The 18,460-nt window shown below is 71.5% G+C and carries 11 protein-coding genes, 1 pseudogene and 3 CRISPR repeat arrays; of the genes and pseudogenes, 10 read left to right on the top strand and 2 right to left on the bottom strand.

Annotated elements, in window-relative coordinates:
- Positions 1 to 77: 77 nt before the first annotated feature.
- From ACH4SL_RS31305 to ACH4SL_RS31325, 5 genes and pseudogenes are all read left to right on the top strand, one after another.
- Positions 78 to 1,658, top strand: coding sequence for an FMN-binding glutamate synthase family protein (locus ACH4SL_RS31305; protein ID WP_398452025.1), 1,581 nt, complete (start codon positions 78 to 80; stop codon positions 1,656 to 1,658).
- Positions 1,659 to 1,688: 30 nt separating this feature from the next.
- The gene (locus ACH4SL_RS31310) at positions 1,689 to 3,452 is read left to right on the top strand and encodes a thiamine pyrophosphate-dependent enzyme (protein WP_398451810.1); all 1,764 of its coding nucleotides are present in this window, start codon (positions 1,689 to 1,691) and stop codon (positions 3,450 to 3,452) included.
- A 174-nt stretch (positions 3,453 to 3,626) separates the two neighbouring features.
- Positions 3,627 to 3,797, top strand: a complete 171-nt coding sequence (locus tag ACH4SL_RS31315; protein ID WP_393672337.1) for a hydrophobic protein — start codon at positions 3,627 to 3,629, stop codon at positions 3,795 to 3,797.
- A gap of 272 nt (positions 3,798 to 4,069) precedes the next feature.
- Positions 4,070 to 4,261: a CsbD family protein gene (locus ACH4SL_RS31320; protein ID WP_398451814.1), complete on the top strand. Its 192-nt coding sequence runs from the start codon at positions 4,070 to 4,072 to the stop codon at positions 4,259 to 4,261.
- A 338-nt stretch (positions 4,262 to 4,599) separates the two neighbouring features.
- Positions 4,600 to 4,719 (top strand): annotated as a pseudogene (locus tag ACH4SL_RS31325) (flavoprotein); the annotation flags it as partial.
- 282 nt (positions 4,720 to 5,001) lie between these two features.
- Positions 5,002 to 5,456: direct repeats of the CRISPR family, unit length 29 nt; unit sequence CTGCTCCCCGCGCCCGCGGGGATGAACCC.
- A gap of 161 nt (positions 5,457 to 5,617) precedes the next feature.
- On the opposite strand, the gene ACH4SL_RS31330 reads toward ACH4SL_RS31325, so the two are convergent.
- Positions 5,618 to 6,730: a hypothetical protein gene (locus tag ACH4SL_RS31330; protein ID WP_398451817.1), complete on the bottom strand. Its 1,113-nt coding sequence runs from the start codon at positions 6,728 to 6,730 to the stop codon at positions 5,618 to 5,620.
- Positions 6,731 to 6,770: 40 nt separating this feature from the next.
- Positions 6,771 to 7,910 (bottom strand): hypothetical protein, encoded by a 1,140-nt coding sequence (locus ACH4SL_RS31335; RefSeq protein WP_398451820.1) that lies wholly within the window; start codon positions 7,908 to 7,910, stop codon positions 6,771 to 6,773.
- 662 nt (positions 7,911 to 8,572) lie between these two features.
- Positions 8,573 to 9,267: a CRISPR direct-repeat array (repeat unit 24 nt; unit sequence CTGCTCCCCGCACCCGCGGGGATG).
- 70 nt (positions 9,268 to 9,337) lie between these two features.
- Here ACH4SL_RS31335 and ACH4SL_RS31340 point away from each other — a divergent pair.
- From ACH4SL_RS31340 to cas7e, 5 genes are all read left to right on the top strand, one after another.
- Positions 9,338 to 9,619, top strand: a complete 282-nt coding sequence (locus ACH4SL_RS31340; protein ID WP_398451822.1) for a hypothetical protein — start codon at positions 9,338 to 9,340, stop codon at positions 9,617 to 9,619.
- 5 nt (positions 9,620 to 9,624) lie between these two features.
- Positions 9,625 to 9,966, top strand: coding sequence for a PIN domain-containing protein (locus ACH4SL_RS31345; protein ID WP_398452028.1), 342 nt, complete (start codon positions 9,625 to 9,627; stop codon positions 9,964 to 9,966).
- A 579-nt stretch (positions 9,967 to 10,545) separates the two neighbouring features.
- Positions 10,546 to 11,674: direct repeats of the CRISPR family, unit length 28 nt; unit sequence CTGCTCCCCGCGCCCGCGGGGATGGACC.
- Positions 11,675 to 11,879: 205 nt separating this feature from the next.
- Positions 11,880 to 16,499, top strand: coding sequence for a type I-E CRISPR-associated protein Cse1/CasA (gene casA / locus ACH4SL_RS31350; RefSeq protein ID WP_398451825.1), 4,620 nt, complete (start codon positions 11,880 to 11,882; stop codon positions 16,497 to 16,499).
- Positions 16,496 to 17,185 carry a type I-E CRISPR-associated protein Cse2/CasB gene (casB, locus tag ACH4SL_RS31355; RefSeq protein WP_398451827.1) on the top strand — a complete coding sequence of 230 codons (690 nt, stop codon included), beginning with the start codon at positions 16,496 to 16,498 and terminating at the stop codon, positions 17,183 to 17,185. Before casA ends, casB begins: the two co-directional genes overlap by 4 nt.
- On the top strand, positions 17,182 to 18,444 hold the full coding sequence (cas7e, locus tag ACH4SL_RS31360; protein ID WP_398451829.1) for a type I-E CRISPR-associated protein Cas7/Cse4/CasC: 1,263 nt from the start codon (positions 17,182 to 17,184) through the stop codon (positions 18,442 to 18,444). The genes casB and cas7e overlap by 4 nt, the downstream gene beginning before the upstream one ends.
- Positions 18,445 to 18,460 lie beyond the last annotated feature (16 nt).

An 18,460-nucleotide genomic window follows, 5' to 3' on the forward strand; every position in this document is an offset into this window, starting at 1 on the left:
CGACCTCGCGGGTCCGGACCACCCGATTTCCCGCCGTGCGGATTGGAGGCGCGTTCTCCGGCTATGCGCCTGAGGTGATGAGATTCGGTGCGGTGGTCGCGACCCTTCTGCTGGCTGCCGCGGCAGTCCTCGCAGCCCTCGGCACCTCGCCCTGGTGGTGGGCGGCCGCGGTGCCTGTCGCCCTCCTCGGGCTGCTGGGCGCGTACGACCTGCTGCAGCGGCGCCACTCGGTGCTGCGCAACTACCCGGTGATCGGCCACGCCCGCTTCCTGCTGGAGAGCATCCGCCCGGAGTTGCAGCAGTACTTCGTCGAGCGCAACTTCGACGGCCGGCCGTTCGACCGCGACACCCGGAGCATCGTCTACGAGCGTGCCAAGGGCACCGACGCCGAGGAGCCCTACGGCACCGAGCGCGACGTCTACCGCCCGGGCCACGAGTTCCTCGTACCGTCGATGGCCCCGCGGCCGGTGCCGGAGGAGGCGCCACGCGTGCGGATCGGCGGCGCGGACTGCACCAAGCCGTACGAGATGGCGCTGCTCAACGTGTCCGCCATGAGCTTCGGCTCGCTGTCCGCGCAGGCGATCCTGGCCCTGAACAAGGGCGCTGCCGGTGGCGGCTTCGCGCACGACACCGGAGAGGGCGGTCTGTCGGAGTACCACCTGCGGCACGGCGGCGACCTCGTCTGGGAGATCGGTACCGGCTACTTCGGCTGCCGCACCGGCGACGGGGACTTCGACCCCGCGGAGTTCGCGGACAAGGCCGCGCACGACAGCGTCAAATGCGTCTCGCTGAAGCTGTCGCAGGGCGCCAAGCCCGGTATCGGCGGGGTCCTGCCGGGTGCGAAGGTGAACGCGGAGATCGCCCGCGTGCGGGACGTCCCGCAGGGGAGGACCGTCGTCTCGCCGCCGTACCACCGGGTGTTCGGCACGCCCCGCGAGCTGATCCGGTTCGTCGCCCGGATGCGGGAGCTGTCAGGCGGGAAGCCCGCCGGCTTCAAGCTGTGCGTCGGCTCGCGCAGCCAGTTCCTGGCGGTCTGCAAGGCGATGGTCGAGGAGGGCACCACGCCGGACTTCATCATCGTCGACGGCGCCGAGGGAGGCACCGGCGCGGCGCCGCTGGAGTTCGCCGACCACGTCGGCACCCCGCTCACCGAGGGCCTGGTCACCGTGCACAACGCCCTGGTCGGCGTGGGCCTGCGCGATCGGGTCCGGATCGGCGCGAGCGGCAAGATCGCCACCGGCAGCGACCTCGTCAAGCGCATGGTCCAGGGCGCGGACTACGGAAACGCCGCGCGCGCCATGATGTTCGCCGTCGGCTGCATCCAGGCGCAGCGTTGCCACACCAACACCTGCCCGACGGGCGTCACCACCCAGGATCCCCGGCGCGCCAGGGCGCTCGACGTCGGCGACAAGTCCGCCCGGGTGCGGCGGCTGCAGGAGGCGACCGTCGCCGGCGCGCTCCAGATCATGGCGTCCATGGGCGTCACCGACCCGGCCCAGTTGCGCCCGCACATGCTGCGGCGGCGGATCGACCCGTACACGGTCCGCTCCTACGACGAACTGTACGAGTGGCTGTCGCCCGGGCAGTTGCGGGCCGAGCCGCCCGCTTCGTGGGCGGCCGACTGGGCCGCCGCAGATCCCGACCGCTTCACCGTCTGAGATCGCTGAAACCGCTGAACTGGAGGAACCGTGGCCCGTACCGTTGCCCGCGTCATCGTGGACGCCCTGGCCGAACTCGGCGTGGGCCAGGTCTTCGGGGTGGTCGGCGATGCCCTGAACCCGTTGACCGACGCCATCCGCACCTCCGACGGCGTGGAGTGGGTGGGCTGCCGGCACGAGGAGGTGGCGGCGTTCGCCGCGAGCGCGCAGTCCCAGCTCACCGGGGGACTCGGGGTCTGCATGGGGACGGTCGGGCCGGGCTCGGTGCATCTGCTCAACGGCCTCTACGACGCGGCCAAGAGCCGCACTCCGGTGCTGGCGATAGCGGGCCAGGTGCCGCTGCCGGAGCTGGGCAGCGACTACTTCCAGGAGGTCGACAACGACGCCTTGTTCAGCGACGTCGCGGTCTTCCGCGCCACGGTGACCTCCCCGGAGCAGATGCCGCTGCTGCTGGAGACCGCGGTCCGCACCGCGATCGGGCGCAGGGGGGTCGCCGTGCTCTCCGTCCCCGGCGACATCGGGGAGAAGGAGCTCGACGCGGACCGGCAGCCCCGGTTCTCGCTCACCATGCCCACGACCCGGCCGGACGGCGACGCGGTCCGCGCCGCGGCCGCCCTGCTCGACCGGTCCGAGCGTGTCACCCTGCTCGTCGGCCGAGGCGCCCGGGAGGCCCGCGACCAGGTGCTGGCCCTCGCCGAGCGGCTGGCGGCGCCCATGGTCCTCACGCTGAAGGCCAAGGAGGGCTTCGAGGGCGACAACCCCTTCCAGGTCGGCCAGACCGGCCTGATCGGCAACCCCGCCGCCGCCTCCAGTCTCCAGGAGGCCGACACCCTGCTGCTGCTCGGCACGGACTTCCCCTACCGCGACTGGTACCCCGAGGGCGCGACCGTGGTCCAGGTCGACACGGAAGCGACCCACATCGGCCGCCGGGTTCCGGTCGAGATCGGTCTGGTCGGCGATGTCGGCGTGACCGTCAGGGACCTGCTGGCCGAGCTGTCCGGGACGTCGCCCGGCGGCGGCGACGCCCGCGACCGCGGGCACCTGGAGAAGGCGGTGGAGCACTACGAGTCCTGGCGCGCGGGGCAGGCCCGGCTGACCGCCCCCGACCACGACAAGGGCCTGATCGGCCGGGTCCGCTCGGCGCTGGACAACCGCGAGCACGCCATCCGCCCCGAGGCCCTGGCCGCCGCGGTCGACCGGCACGCCGCCGACGACGCGGTCTTCACCTCCGACACGGGCATGGCGACCGTCTGGCTCTCCCGCTTCGTCGAGATGCGCGGCACCCGCCGGCTGCTCGGCTCCTACAACCTCGGCTCCATGGCCAACGCCATGCCGCACGCGCTGGGCGCACAGCTGCTGGACCGCGACCGCCAGGTCGTGGCGTTCTGCGGCGACGGTGGCCTGAGCATGCTGCTGGGCGACCTGATGACTCTCAAGACGTACGACCTGCCGGTCACGCTGGTCGTCTTCGACAACCGCCGGCTGGGCATGGTCAAGCTGGAGCAGGAGCAGTCGGGCCTTCCGGAGTTCGGCACCGTGCTGGACAACCCCGACTTCGCCGCCGTCGCGACGTCCCTCGGCCTCACCGGTATCCGCGTCACCGACCCCGCCGACCTCGACGAAGCCGTCCGCACCGCCCTGGCCACCCCGGGCCCCGTCCTCCTCGACGTCCTCACCAACCCCGACGAGATCGCCGTCCCCGCCAAGCCCACCGTCCAGCAGGGCTGGGGGTTCGCCGTCGCCAAGCTGAAGGAGACCGTCCGCAGCCACGGCGACGACTCCTCCGCGGACTGAGCGCCGACCGGCTGCCTGGCGCGGATGCGGCGCGGCGGCCAGGGCCTGTCGGCCGCGGAGGACGGCGGGCCGGGCGGCAGGGACCGAACAGCAACCCTTTCCGCAGCCGAATTGTGCGGGGTAATGCATGGCATGTTCAAAGCGGGGAAGCCGGATTCTTGGAGGTAGATAATCATGGGACCGTTGCTCATTGTCCTTCTGCTGGCGCTTCTCCTCTTCGGTGGGGGTTTCGCTTTGCATCTTCTGTGGTGGGTCGCGGTGATCGTCCTCATCGTGTGGGCGCTCGGCTTCGTCATGCGAGGCACGCACTCCGGCGGAGGCAGGAATCGCTGGTACCGCTGGTAGGCGAAGCAGCGAATCGCACTGCGGGCTGGGCGCCGTCCGATCACGGGTGGTTCCCGCCGGGGTGTCGTTCCGAAGCTCGTCCGGCCGAGGAGGGATGACGGGGAAATTTCGGGACAGGAGTCTCCTGCCGGGAGTTTTCCGGTAAGCGAGCGGTGTCCCCGCCTCCGCCGGAAAACCTCTGGCGCAGGGATCACCAGTTCTTTCCGCGGAATCCGGTTGTCTTTCCGCACAGTCGGCCGTCGGGGAATACACAGAAACTCGAGGAGTCTTCCATGGACGCCAGCGATAAATTCGAAGCCAAGACCGACCAGGCCAAGGGCGAGGTCAAGGAGACGGTCGGCAGGGCGGTCGGCAACGAGAGCCTGGAAGCCGAGGGCCGCGGTGACCAGGCCAAGGGCGATGTACGTGAGGGCGTGGAAAAGATCAAGGACGCCGTGAAGGACGTCTTCCACCGCGAGCACTGACCGCAGGACAGCGGTGCCACGCATCGGCAAGGGCCAGGCACCACACTTTCCGCCGAGGAAACCGCGGCCGGGGCCGGCTCCCCCAGAGGGAGCCGGCCCCGGCCGCGGTGCGACGAGCGCCGCCGCCCGGCCGACTCGCACCCGCTCAGCTGCGCTGGAGTTGGTGGCCGACATGGCGGCGCGTGTCCGCCGTCGTACGCTGCCGGAACTGCATCACTTCGCCCGTCGGTTGGAGCGCCCGCGTAAGCGTCTCGCCGCAGAGCCCGTTCCTGTACGTCGTGGTGTGCGCGGCGGGCGTGGCCCCGGACGTGGGCACGCTCATCCCTGCCGCGCCGCGGTTGCGGGCGACGGACGTACGGATCAGCACTTACGAGCCGCATCCGCCGAAGTCGGCCGGCGGCGCGGACCGCCTCCGCTGGGAGGAGGCGCTCGACCTGCTGCCGCCGTTGGGTACCTGAGTTTCGTTCGCCGCTCGGCATGCATGACGTGTGGCCCGTAATACCGCCCGCCGTCTCCCTGGCTGCAGTGGAGCCGCGTACGAGGCGGCGTCAGCGGGCTCCGACGCCACCGGCCGACTTCGAGCGGTCGACATCCCCGCGCGGGCTGATTCGGCATACCTCGGGGGTGGCTACTCTGTTCGTCGGGGAGGTAACGCGCGAGGTGCTTTGTGTCTTTTGTCGCAACCTCGGAAGTTGGTTTGAAATGGGCTGCCCAAGTGGAAACCCCGCAGGCCAGTCAGACTGCTCCCCGCGCCCGCGGGGATGAACCCGCCACGTCCAGCGCGCGCTGTGTCCATCCCCCCTGCTCCCCGCGCCCGCGGGGATGAACCCGTCTTGTCGGCGGCGTCCCGGATGAGGACGAGCTGCTCCCCGCGCCCGCGGGGATGAACCCGCTCGCCCCGCTCTCAAGAGCCGGGTTTCGAACTGCTCCCCGCGCCCGCGGGGATGAACCCCAGCGCGGGGCCGGGTGGCACTGCATGAGAAGCTGCTCCCCGCGCCCGCGGGGATGAACCCTCGGCGGTGACGTGGTCGCTGATGGTCTGTGCCTGCTCCCCGCGCCCGCGGGGATGAACCCGGGTACGTCGCCCGCGGCCCGTCGAGGCCGGCTGCTCCCCGCGCCCGCGGGGATGAACCCGTGGCGGCATGAGCGCCCGGGTCCGGCGGCTGCCGCTCCCCGCGCCCGCGGGGATGACCCTTGCCGCCCTCGCCGTACGGCCTGACCTGGTGCATCCGCGCAGTGCGGCCACTCAGTCCTCGTCGTCAAGGCGCGGGCCCAGCACCGTCATGTGGTCCGCGGCCCGTACGACTCCCCTCTCCACCACCGGTGTCGTACGGCCAGGAGGCCGGCGACCCGTGATCAGCTCCCGCCCACGGCGATCTTCACGGCGTATTCACGCTCGCCCGCCAGGGTGAGGGTGCCGTTGCGGTAGCCGATCGCCGCAGGCAGCGGGCAGGGGAAACGGGTGGCGTCCACCGGGTCGGTGGCTTTGCACCCCGTCGTGCTGGAGTCCTCCTCGGTCGTGCCGGAGGCGACCAGTTCGGCCTTCCCGCCGCTCAGGTGCAGGACGTAGTCGCCGACGGGCGAGCCGGGGTCCACCCGCAGCGCGTGCACGTAGACCCCTCCCGCGCCGTCGGAAGCCATCCACGAAGGGGCCAGCGTGGCCAGCGGCCCGTCCACGCCCGGAAGCGTCGGCGGAAGGCCCAGCGCCGACGCCTTCCCCGACGGGGACACCACCTCGACGTGCGCCAGGTCGAACGCCTTGTCTCCGCGGGCCGGCAGCAGATACGCCGACCCGTCCGGCGCCACCGCCGCCCCCTCGGCCGAGATCGCCGCCCGCCCACCGTGGGCGCCGGCCGGACGCTGGAAGAGGCGGGTGAGCCGGCCCGAGGACAGCGACCACAGCGCGCGTCCGTCCGCGATCACCACCGCGCCCGAGCGCGTCACCCCGACCGGCCCCGCCTCCTGGGTCAGTCGTGCCGTCGCGGCGGTCTCGACGGCGTCGGCGGCCGCGTCGTCGGCGCGCTCGGTGCTGCTGCGTCCCGCCACGACCACTGTTCCGCGCCGGTCGTCGTAGCGTTTGATCTCGCCGTCGTGCCCCCAGTACACCGATCCGTCCGGACCCACGGTGAGGCCGGTCGGCTCGGCTCCCCCGAAATCGGTCGCGGCGGAGGCGATCTCCGAGACCTTCCCCGCCGGGGTCAGCCGCGCCAGCGTGGGGTGTTCCAGCAGATAGCCGGAACCGTCGGGTCCGGTCGCGAAGCCCGCGGGCCCGCCGACGCCCTCGCGCAGCGCCCGCTGTGCCGGGGCACCGCCGGTGAAGTCGCCGAATGCCGCTGCTTGCCCGGCCTTCGGGGGGCTCGGCGGTCCCGAGTGGCTGCCGCACGCGGCCACCGCGAGCAGCAGGCAGCAGGCGGCCCACCGGACGGACCCTCGCCCGCGTCCGTGACCCCGTCCGTGTCCTGCGGTCATGTCCGACCAGTCCCTTCGCCGGTGCGAGTGCCCCTCGACGTCATGCGGCCCGGTGTCGTTCGACGGCAACGGTGCCGGGCGGCGTTCGCCACATGGTGCCGTCGTCGTAGCCGGCACTCGCGTCGGATGTCAGGTTCCGGAGAAGCGACCGCTGCTGGTCGGTGAGGGCGCCGCTCCTGGTCCACCTGTCGAACTGCGTCCAGTCCTCGCTAGTCCTCAGCGTCACCTTGCCGCCGCGGCACCAGGTCTGCCCGGTCGGCTTTCCCTGCAGGACGGGGGCGCAGTACGAGCCGTACGGGCGCTGCGCGGGGCGGTTGCCCGCGCCCGCGTCGAGGGTGGACTGGAAGGCGGCGGTCAGCTCCGGGTCGTCCTGGTCGCGGGCGTAGTCGGCGAGGGCCTTGAGGTTGCCGTTCAGGTCGGTGTTGCCGCCGTCCTGGCCCATGGTGGCGAAGGCCTGCTGCGTGGCGGCCTCGTCCGTCGACAGCGCCTGGAGGTCGAGCGTGGTGGTGTTCTGGGGCAGCCCGAGCGTCTTGGCGACGAACGGGTCGCCTTGCAGGTGCATGCTGTGGTCGTCGGCGAACAGGTCCAGGCCGTTGGCGCGGGTGGACTTCGCCAGGAAGTCGCTGGGGAAGGTGCCGGCACCCTTGGGTACGGGCGTGGTGAAACCGGTGACGACCTTGTCGAAGCCCGGCGCGAGGTACTGCGCCCGGGGCGCGGTGCCGAGCGCGTGGCTGAAGACCGTCAGGTCGGTGTCCGCGGTCTTGCTGCGGGTCGAGGCGAGCAGCGTGGTGGCCTCGGAGGGCGTGAGGTTGGCGTCCGGGTCGTCCTGGTGGGTGAGCAACTCCTGGGCGAGGGCCTGGTATTCGTCGCCCGCCTTGCTGTCGCCGCCGTCGTTCCCGTTGAACTGCTGGGCGAGCTTCTTGCCGTCCGCCTGCGCGTACGTCTCGGTGACCGGCTCGGGGATCTGCACCATGCGCGCCCCCGGACCGGCGCCCGCGTCCACGGCGGCGGCCAGGTTCTCCCGCCGCTTCAGGTCCGGCGACTCGTCGTCCAGCCACCGGCAGATGCCCAGCATCCCGCCGAACGCCCCGGTGTCCAGCCCGTGCTGCGCGAACTGCCCCCGGCAATACGACCCCCGGCCCCGCAGATGCGTCCGGTCACCGTCGAACGCCCCGATCATCTTCTTCAGCGCAGCCGGATCAATACCCGAAAAATCCCCCACGACGTCCCCCCGGACCTCATGGACACCAGTCGGCACCCGGAGACATCCTTCCGCCCATGCCCCTTGCGCACCTGTTTCGTGGCGGAAGCTTGACGTCTTCTGTACGCAATCCCACCCCTGCGTCCAGTGCCCGCCACGACTGGACGCGGCCGTGGTCGGAGTGCCGCCACCTGACCGCCCGATCCGGTGCGCGAGTGGCGCGCGGCCACGGAATCGGACCGAACAACAATTAAGCCCCAGGCTCATGACCTGGGGCTTATCGATGGAGCGGATGACGGGGTCGAACCCGCGCTCTGAGCCTGGGAATCGCAAGGACTCTGTCGGCGTACCGGCTGGTCAGGCGCCTCGCGCGCCGTCCGGCAGCCCACGCCCACGTGCCCATGTCGGGCCGCGGCTGTCCACGGCGTACCGCTGGAGCTGGTGCGGCAATGGTGCGGGTAACGCCTGCGCGGGCGCTGCGGCCATCTGGGCGGTCGTCACCCGGCGTTCGATGTGGTCGCCGTACTGTGTTCGTTGGGGGCGTGGGTGATGATGCCACGGACAGGCTGTCCTTTTTGTCGCTTTCTTCGAAGCTGGTTCCACGCGGGTCCACCCGGTAGCAAACCCGCAGATCAGCCAGCCTGCTCCCCGCACCCGCGGGGATGAACCCCTCCTCGTCACTCTGCGCCCCGGCGGTGAGCGCTGCTCCCCGCACCCGCGGGGATGAACCCGGCAACTAGGGGCTGGGCTGGGAGGGTTTGCGCTGCTCCCCGCACCCGCGGGGATGAACCGCAATGGGTCGGCCTTGACGTTCCTGTCGTCGACTGCTCCCCGCACCCGCGGGGATGAACCCGCGGCTGTGCCGTCCATGCGTGCGCCGGGCTCCTGCTCCCCGCACCCGCGGGGATGAACCCGACGTCGAGGCCGACCACACGCTGCTCGGCTCCTGCTCCCCGCACCCGCGGGGATGAACCTCTGCCCTCGCTACCGCGGGCCTGGATCACAGCCTGCTCCCCGCACCCGCGGGGATGAACCCGCCAACGCCCGCAACACCCCCCGCCGCACCCTCTGCTCCCCGCACCCGCGGGGATGAACCCAGTCCCTCCTCGACAGCGTCGACCGGGCCATGCTGCTCCCCGCACCCGCGGGGATGAACCCACCCGGATCGAGCCCGGCGGCAGCAAGATCGTCTGCTCCCCGCACCTGCGGGGATGGACCCGGTGGTGACGCCGGCGACGACGACGATCAGCGCTGCTCCCCGCGCCCGCGGGGATGGACCCGCCGGAGTCTTCGCCGAGGGCTGGGCCTGCCTCTGCTCCCCGCGCCCGCGGGGATGGGCTCTAGAGGTGGCTGGTGCCCTTAACCTGGTAAGGGATGACAGCCCGCATGCGGCGAAGGGGAGGAACGTGACCACTGCACCTGGCGGCGTACCGCGCTCGTCCGGTTCTGCGAGCACGGCGCATCCGCTGAGGACCATCCGTGATATCCGGGAGTCCCTGCCGGAGGACCAGGCCCGGCACTTCGACGCGGAACTGGCGGACACGGAGCTTGAGGCACTGCCGGAGATGCTGAGCCGGTGGGTCCGGCTGGCCACCAACGGCTTCGAGGAGTTCTTGCTGTCCCAGCCCTTCGAGGGGTTGGACTTCGGCGCGCGCTCCTACGAGGACGAGCAGGCGGGCGATCGGTGATCTAACTGCTCGACACGAACGTCGTCGCAGAACTCACCACGCGCCTTCGGCCCGATCCCCGTGTCGTGGCCTGGCTGCGTTCGACCGCGCGGCCCAACCGCTTTCTGAGCGTCATCACTGTCGCCGAAATCGAAGCCGGCGTAGCGGCCACCCCGGACCCCGTTCGCAAAGCCCGGTACGCCGAGGTCCTCGCCGCGGCCCGGCTGGAGTACCGGGACCGTATCGCGCCGATCGGCGAGCAAGAGGCGGCGGCTTACCTCGCCGTCCACAAAGCGCTGAAGGTCGCAGGCACGAGCATCGACCCGCCGGACGCGCTCATCGCAGCCACTGCACTTGCCAACGGCTGAACCGTAGCGAGTCGCAACATCAAGCACCTGGAGCGGACCGGCGCCGTGGTGATCAACCCCTGGGACTTCAACCCGTAGCAGCCCCGTTGAAGCAGGTTCAATATCCAGAGGCGGAACAAGAGTACGCGAATTGACCGCCAAATGCGGCGCGGAAGAAGTAAGGGTTGTTGAATTGCTCCGGACAACAAGAAAAGGCCCAGGTTGAAGACCTGGGCCTTTTCTCTGGAGCGGATGACGGGAATCGAAACCGCGCTCTGAGCTTGGAAATCACGGGGTTCTGCCGAGATACCTGCCGTTCAGCGACTCGCGGCCTGTCCGGGGCCTCGCGTCCGCGTGCCCGTGTCGGGCCGTGGCTGTCCACGGCGTACCGCTGGCGCTGGTGCGGCAGTGGTGCGGGTAACGCCTGCGCGGGCGCTGCGGCCATCTGGGCGGTCGTCACCCGGCGTTCCACGTGGCCGCCGTACTGTGTTCGTTGGGGGCGTGGGTGATGATGCCACGGACAGACTGTGCTTTTTGTCGCTTTCTTTGAAGCTGGTTCCATGCGGGTCCACCCGGTAGCAAACCCGCAGGTCAGTCAGTCTGCTCCCCGCGCCCGCGGGGATGGACCCGCCCGGCGGCCTGCGGTGCCGACCGTGGTCAGCTGCTCCCCGCGCCCGCGGGGATGGACCCCCGAGAACCGGCGTGCTCTGTCCAAAGGCGACCTGCTCCCCGCGCCCGCGGGGATGGACCCAGCCGCGAAGGGCACTCGGAACTCCTGGGTTGCTGCTCCCCGCGCCCGCGGGGATGGACCCCGTCCGCCCGACTCCCAGTGGTAGACGGGCGACTGCTCCCCGCGCCCGCGGGGATGGACCCATGTAGGCGATCGCGCCGGGGGTGTCGGCGCTCCTGCTCCCCGCGCCCGCGGGGATGGACCACCGCGCCCGGCGCCGTCCAGCTCCAGCTCTACCTGCTCCCCGCGCCCGCGGGGATGGACCCTCGGACCAGCCGCCAGCCTCGCTCGGCTCCTGCTGCTCCCCGCGCCCGCGGGGATGGACCCTCGGGGTCGTGTACGAAGACCTCGGCAAGGAACTGCTCCCCGCGCCCGCGGGGATGGACCCACCTGTGGGCCACGCCGCAGGCCCTGATGTGGCTGCTCCCCGCGCCCGCGGGGATGGACCCAGCACCGCGTCCTTGCCCGGCGGCCCCTTGTGCTGCTCCCCGCGCCCGCGGGGATGGACCGTGCTGCGGGCTACCGGGGGTGTGCACACTGTGCTGCTCCCCGCGCCCGCAGGGATGGACCCGGCCCTGACTCGGACTCTCACCTCCGGATCAGGCTGCTCCCCGCGCCCGCGGGGATGGACCCGGCTTCTCGGACTCGGCGATGGCGTACCGCAACTGCTCCCCGCGCCCGCGGGGATGGACCCGAGACCGTGCGCCTCGACGGGAGCGACGGATCCTGCTCCCCGCGCCCGCGGGGATGGACCCTCCCGCCTGCCGGGGGAGTGGGTGCCCCGCGTCTGCTCCCCGCGCCCGCGGGGATGGACCCCAGTAAGCCGCATACGCCCGCCTCACCGACTACTGCTCCCCGCGCCCGCGGGGATGGACCCGGCGAGCCGCCGTGCCCGGCGACGACGTACGACTGCTCCCCGCGCCCGCGGGGATGGACCCGCGTCGCCGATGGCGCGGATCACGGACGCGGACTGCTCCCCGCGCCCGCGGGGATGGACCCGTGTCCTGCCGACCGTGCTCGGGGCGCGGCGGACCTGCTTACCACATCCGCCGGGCCTCAGGCAGGGCGATGAGAAGCTCGCCGTGCAGCAGTGTGCCCCTGCAGAGGGCATTTGATCCGACAGGATTTGTCCTCCTTGGAAAGATTTTGATCACTTCGCGCTACCGTGCCATGACAACGCCTGTATCCGGGTTAAATGGCGGCCGTGCGTGGCGATGAGGGCGGGGCGGTGCCCCTGGGGGATCGGCTGGCCGGTGCCGCCAGGACCGTGTGGGCGAAGCACGAGAGGGACACCGGCAAGTGGCTGCCGCTGTGGCGGCACATGGCGGACAGTGCCGCGGTCGCTGCGCTGCTGTGGGATCACTGGTTGCCGCGCAACATCAGGGAACTGATCGCCGAGCCGCTGCCGGCCGGCCAGGACGACGGGCGACGGCTCGCCGTCTGGCTGGCCGGCACGCACGACATCGGGAAGGCGACGCCCGCGTTCGCGTGCCAGGTCGACGAGTTGGCTGACGCGATGCGCGCCGCCGGGCTCGGGATGCGCACGCGCAAGCAGTTCGGGGACGACCGGCGGATGGCGCCGCACGGGCTGGCCGGGCAGGTGCTGCTGCAGGAGTGGCTGGAGGAGCGGCGCGGGTGGACGCGCAGGGCGTCGGCGCAGTTCGCTGTCATGGCGGGTGGGCATCACGGTGTGCCGCCGGATCACACGCAGATCCACAACCTCGACGCGCGCCCTGAGCTGCTGCGGACCCCGGGGCCGTCCGAGGCGGTGTGGCGACGGGTGCAGACGGAGTTCCTCGACGCCTGCGCCGACGCGTTCCAGGCCGAGGACCGGCTCGCCGACTGGCAGCGGGTCAAGTTGCCGCAACCCGTCCAAGTGCTGCTCACGGCCGTCGTCATCGTGTCCGACTGGATCGCCAGCAACCCCGACCTCTTCCCGTACTTCCCCGAGGAGCATCCCCGGGGTGAGGCCGAGCGGATCGCCGCGGCGTGGCGGGGGCTCCGGCTGCCGGCACCGTGGGCGCCGACCGAGCCCCGGGAGCCTGCCGCGGAGCTGTTCGCGACCCGCTTCGACCTGCCACCCGGGGCCCGGGTCCGGCCCGTCCAGGAGCAGGCTGTCGCAATGGCACGAGCGATGCCGCGACCCGGCATGCTGGTCGTCGAGGCCCCGATGGGGGAGGGGAAGACCGAAGCCGCACTCGCAGTCGCCGAGGTCTTCGCGGCGCGTTCGGGCGCGGGCGGGTGCTACGTCGCACTGCCCACGATGGCGACCAGCAACGCGATGTTCCCTCGGACGCTGGCCTGGCTCGACCGGCTTTCCGCCGCAGCCGCGGCCCCAGCAGCACGTACTTCCGACCAGCACTCCGTACTGCTCGCCCACGCGAAAGCGGCCCTCCAGAAGGACTACGCAGTCCTGCTGCGTGACAGCCACCGCACGATCGCCGCGGTCGACGCGTACGACAGCGCACACACGGGGCCCACCAACCGGAAAGCGCACGCGTCCGCCGACCTCGTCGCCCACCAGTGGCTGAGGGGACGGAAAAAGGGGCTGCTCGCTTCGTTCGCCGTCGGCACGATCGACCAGCTGCTGATGACCGGTCTCAAGAGCCGCCACCTTGCCCTGCGGCACCTCGCGATGGCCGGCAAGGTCGTCGTCATCGACGAAGTGCACGCCTACGACGCCTACATGAACACCTACCTCGATCGCGTGCTGTCGTGGCTGGGGGCCTACCGCGTACCGGTCGTGGTGTTGTCCGCGACGCTTCCCGCCGGCAGAAGGCGCGAGCTGGCGGAGGCGTACACCGGCACGGCGGCGGAGGGAGTCGCGGACGTCAGCGGATACCCCCTGCTGACCGCCGTCGCACCCGGTTCGGAGCCGGTGACGGCGACACCCGCTGCTTCCGGCCGCCGCACCGACGTGACGCTGGAGCCGCTGGACGACGACACCGCCGTACTGGCCGATCGGCTGGCCGGGGAACTGGCGGACGGCGGCTGCGCGCTGGTCGTACGCAACACGGTCGATCGCGTGATGACGACGGCGGCGGCGCTCCGGGAGAGGTTCGGCGCGGAGAACGTCACCGTCGCGCACGCGCGCTTCGTCGACAACGACAGGGCCCGTAAGGACTCCTCGCTCCTGGACCGCTTCGGACCGCCGGACCGCGACGGCAAATCCCCGCACCGGCCGCGGCAGGCGCACATCGTGGTCGCCAGCCAGGTGGCCGAGCAGTCTCTCGACGTGGACTTCGACCTCCTGGTGACCGACCTCTGCCCCGTGGACCTGCTCCTCCAGCGGATGGGCCGGCTGCACCGGCACCCGCGCGGCGAGCGGCCCGCGCGCCTGAGGCAGCCACGCTGTCTGGTGACCGGCGTCGACTGGCAGGCGCAGCCCGCTCCCGAACCCGTCCGCGGCTCGCGCACCGTCTATGGTGCGTACCCGCTGCTGCGCTCACTCGCCGTTCTCGGCCCGCACATGGGTACGGCGGGCGGCTCCGGCCGTCCGGTGCGCCTGCCCGAGGACATCAGCGCGCTCGTACAACGTGCCTACGGGGAGCACGAGCCCTGCCCCTCGCAGTGGGCGGAAGTGGTCGAACCGGCCCGCACCGCCCACGAGCACGCTCGCGCCGAGCAACAGCGCAAGGCCGAGGTCTTCCGGCTGGACGAGGTACGCCGGGCAGGCCGGCCGCTCATCGGGTGGATCGACGCGGGCGTCGGTGACGCCGACGACACCCCGGCCGGGCGAGCCCAGGTGCGCGACAGCCGGGAGAGCCTGGAGGTCCTGGTGGTGATGCGCCGGTCCGACGGCACCCTGTGCACGCTGCCGTGGCTGGACGAGGGCCGCGGCGGCCTCGACCTTCCCACCAGCGCCGTGCCGTCCGCGCGCGCCGCGAGGGCAGCCGCTGCCAGCGGCCTGCGGTTGCCGTACCACTTCTCGTTCCCTGCGACATTCGACCGGGCGCTCGCCGAGCTGGAGGAACTGTACGTCCCCGCCTGGCAGGAGAAGGAGAGCCACTGGCTCGCCGGCGAGCTGGTCCTCGCTCTCGACGAGGACTGTCAGACCCGGCTGGCAGGGTGGCAGTTGGCGTACGACCCCGAAGAGGGCCTGCTGGTGAGCCGTGAGGAACCGAGCAAGAGGAAGGAGGCGGTACGGATGACTCCTGCGGAGCCGTCCTTCGACCTGACCCACCGCCCCTGGTTACCCGTGCAGTTCACCGACGGCTCCGAACGTGGACTCTCGCTGGTGGAGGTGTTCGACCAGGCACGCGACATTGTCCGGTTGGTCGGCGACCTCCCGACGCAGGAATTCGCGCTGCTGCGCTTGCTGCTGGCCGTCCTGCACGATGCGCTGGGCGACGAGTCGGCACACGTATCGGCACCGGCCGACATCGAGGCGTGGGAGGATCTGTGGCTGGCTGAAAGGCCTTTCGAGCCGGTCGCAGGCTATCTCGACCGCCACCGCGCACGTTTCGACCTGCTGCACCCTCAGCACCCCTTCTTCCAGGTCGCAGGGTTGCGTACGGCCAAAGACGAGGTCTTCTCGCTCAACCGGCTCGTCGCCGACGTGCCCAACGGCGACCCCTTCTTCAGCATGAGAAGGCCCGGAGTCGAGCGGCTCGGCTTTGCGGAGGCAGCCCGGTGGCTCGTGCACGCCCAGGCGTTCGACCCGTCCGGCATCAAGTCCGGCGCGGTGGGTGACCCCCGCGTCAAAGCAGGCAAGGGCTATCCGCTAGGCGTCGCGTGGGCGGGCAACCTGGGTGGGGTCATGGTCGAAGGGGACACCCTCCACGAGACGCTGCTGCTGAACCTGATGGCGGCCGACACCGCCCACCAGCACTTCGGCAGCTCCGACCGACCCGCGTGGCGGGCCGATCAGTGCGGGCCTGCCGCGTCGGAGGATCTCGCGCAACGCCCGTACGGCCTGCGGGACCTCTACACCTGGCAGTCGCGGCGCGTCCGGCTCCACCACGACGCCGACGGCGTCCACGGCGTCGTCCTCGCCTACGGCGACCCGCTCGAACCCCACAACAAGCAGGGGTACGAGCCGATGACGGCCTGGCGCCGCAGTCCCGCACAGGAGAAGAAACGCGGGGAGTCCCTCGTCTACCTGCCCAAGGAGCACGACCCGGCGCAGATGGCCTGGCGCGGTCTGAAGGGCCTGCTCACCAGCCGCGACGAGGGCGCCGGGCAGCGGCAGGACGGCGCCGACCGCCTGCGGCCGCGGATCGTGGAGTGGGTCGCCCGGCTGGCCACCGAAGGCTTCCTCGAGCGCGGAACCCTGATCCGTACCCGCGTCCTCGGCGCGCGGTACGGCACGCAGCAGTCGGTGATCGACGAGGTCGTGGACGACGGTGTGCTGATGCCCGTCGTGCTCCTGCACCGGGAGGACGAGCGCTACGGGCAGGCAGCCCTGAACGCCCTGGCCGACGCGGAGGACGCGGTGCGGACCCTCGGTGACCTGGCCGCCGATCTCGCCGCCGCTTCCGGCGCCGACACCGAGCCCCGCAAGAACGCCGCCCTCGACCTCGGTTTCGGCACGCTCGACACTCCCTACCGCCGCTGGCTGCGGGGGCTGGGCGAGGCCCGCGACCCGTACGAGGAACGGGACCGCTGGAAACGGCAGTTGCACCGGACCGTGCTCGACCTCGGCGCCGGGCTGCTGGACGAAGCGGGGCTTGCCGCCTGGGAAGGACGCGTTGTGGACGGCCGGAACGGCCCGCGCTGGCTGAACGACACCGCGGCGGAGCTCCGCTTCCGCACACGACTCAGCCGCCTCCTCACCGCCGGGCCCGCCGACCCTTCGATCACCGCCGTGGAGTCGCCGGTATGACCACCACCCTTCCCGAACTCGCCGTCCGGCAGCAGCCCCTCGGGGCAGTCGGCACGGCCGTGCACCAGCACATCACCACGTTGCAGCGGGGCTACCTCGACGACCGCAGCGAGGCGGTCGGCGCACTGGCGAGGCTGCGCCGCGGCATCGGCCGCCCGGCCGGCGAGACCCCCGACCTGTGGGGCCTGATCGGCACCGAGCCGCTCTACGAGCGCTACGAGCGCGCCGACATCACCGAGGAGGCGATGCGGTGGGCCGAGGAGGCGGCGCACGCCGCCGTGACGCTGTGGTCGCTGCACCAGCAGTCCCACCACACCACGCGCATGCACCGCAGACCCGGGCCGGAATTCGGCACCGCCGTACGCCGGTTGCACCCCGGGGCCGAGATCGACGAACCGACCCGCAAGCGCTTCGTGCGCGCCGGTACGGCCGCCACGCCCGCGGTACTCGCCGGCCGGCTCCGCGACCTGGTCCTGCTGCTGCGGCGTGACGCCGTCCCACTCGACTACGGGCTGCTCGCCGACCAGCTCTACGACTTCCAGCAGACCGGTGGGCCCCAGCGCGTACGCCGTTCCTGGGGGAGGTCCTATCTCGCCGTCCGGGTGACGGCGCAGAAGGGCGGCGCGGGCGGGAACGGCGAAGCCGGCGCATCCGACACCACCATCCCGGAGGACGACACCCCGTGAGCCGCACCATCATCGACGTCCACGTGCTCCAGACCGTGCCGCCGAGCAATCTCAACCGCGACGACACCGGGACCCCGAAGACGGCGGTGTACGGCGGAGTGCGCCGCGCCCGGGTCTCCAGCCAGGCGTGGAAGCGGGCCACCCGCCGGGCGTTCCAGGACCTGCTGGACCCGTCCGAACTCGGCGTCCGTACCCGGCGGGTGGCGGAGCTGCTCGCCGAACGGATCACGGCGGAGGAACCGTCGCTGGAGGGCGCCGCCGCTCTCGCACTGGCCGCCGAAACGCTGTACACAGCCACCGGTTCGAAGATCGAGGTGCCGCGCAGGAAGGCGGAGAGCGCGAAGAAGAAGGGCGAGCCGGAGCCGCCCCCGGAGTCCTCGTACCTGATGTTCCTCAGCTCCCGCCAGCTCGACGGCCTGGCGCGGCTCGCGGTCGAGGGCGCCGACGACATCAAGGCGTACCTGAAGGTCAAGGAGAACAAGGACCGGGCCCGGACGATCGCCGACACCCGGCATTCGGTGGACATCGCACTGTTCGGCCGCATGGTCGCCGACTCCACCGACATCAACGTGGACGCGGCCGCCCAGGTCGCGCACGCGATCAGCGTCCACCAGGTAGAGAACGAATCCGACTACTACACGGCCGTGGACGACCAGAACGAGAGGGACGAGGAGTCCGGCGCCGGCATGATCGGCACGGTCGACTTCAACTCCGCCACCCTCTACCGCTACGCCGCGCTCGACGTGGACCGGCTGCGGGACAACCTCGGCGTCGGCCTGCGCGAGGACGAGCCGCTGACCGAGCCCGTACGCAGGGCGGTGCGCGCCTTCCTCCAGGGCTTCGTGGCGTCCATGCCGACCGGGAAGATCAACACGTTCGGCAACCACACGCTCCCCGAGGCCGTCCTCGTCACCCTCCGGTCCGCCCGGCCCATCAGCTTCGTCGCCGCCTTCGAGGAGCCCGTTCTCGCCCCCCAGGCTGTCGGCGGCCACCTGCGCGGGGCCTGTACGCAGCTGCTCGCGCACGTCTCCGACATCGAGAAGGCCTACGACGTCTCCGGCGACCCGAGCTGGGTGCTGCGCGTGGGCGCGGCCACCGAGCCGCTCGCGGCCCTCGGCACCGACGTCACCCTCGACGGTCTGCTGGACGCGGTGGGCAAGGCGGTGGCCGACCGGCTGGAGAAGAGCGCGTCTTCCGGCGGTGCGCGAGTCGTACCGGCACAGGCGGCGGCCCCGCAAGGAGAGGAACAGCCTGCGTGAGCGCAGCGACCTGTGT

The organism is Streptomyces sp. NPDC021020, assembly GCF_044333285.1.
GTDB lineage: Bacteria > Actinomycetota > Actinomycetes > Streptomycetales > Streptomycetaceae > Actinacidiphila.

Coding starts and splice junctions, on each gene's coding strand:
- ACH4SL_RS31305 (WP_398452025.1), top strand. CDS start 78: ATGAGATTCGGTGCGGTGGTCGCGACCCTTCTGCTGGCTGCCGCGGCA.
- ACH4SL_RS31315 (WP_393672337.1), top strand. CDS start 3,627: ATGGGACCGTTGCTCATTGTCCTTCTGCTGGCGCTTCTCCTCTTCGGT.
- ACH4SL_RS31320 (WP_398451814.1), top strand. CDS start 4,070: ATGGACGCCAGCGATAAATTCGAAGCCAAGACCGACCAGGCCAAGGGC.
- ACH4SL_RS31330 (WP_398451817.1), bottom strand. CDS start 6,730: ATGACCGCAGGACACGGACGGGGTCACGGACGCGGGCGAGGGTCCGTC.
- ACH4SL_RS31335 (WP_398451820.1), bottom strand. CDS start 7,910: ATGATCGGGGCGTTCGACGGTGACCGGACGCATCTGCGGGGCCGGGGG.
- casB (WP_398451827.1), top strand. CDS start 16,496: ATGACCACCACCCTTCCCGAACTCGCCGTCCGGCAGCAGCCCCTCGGG.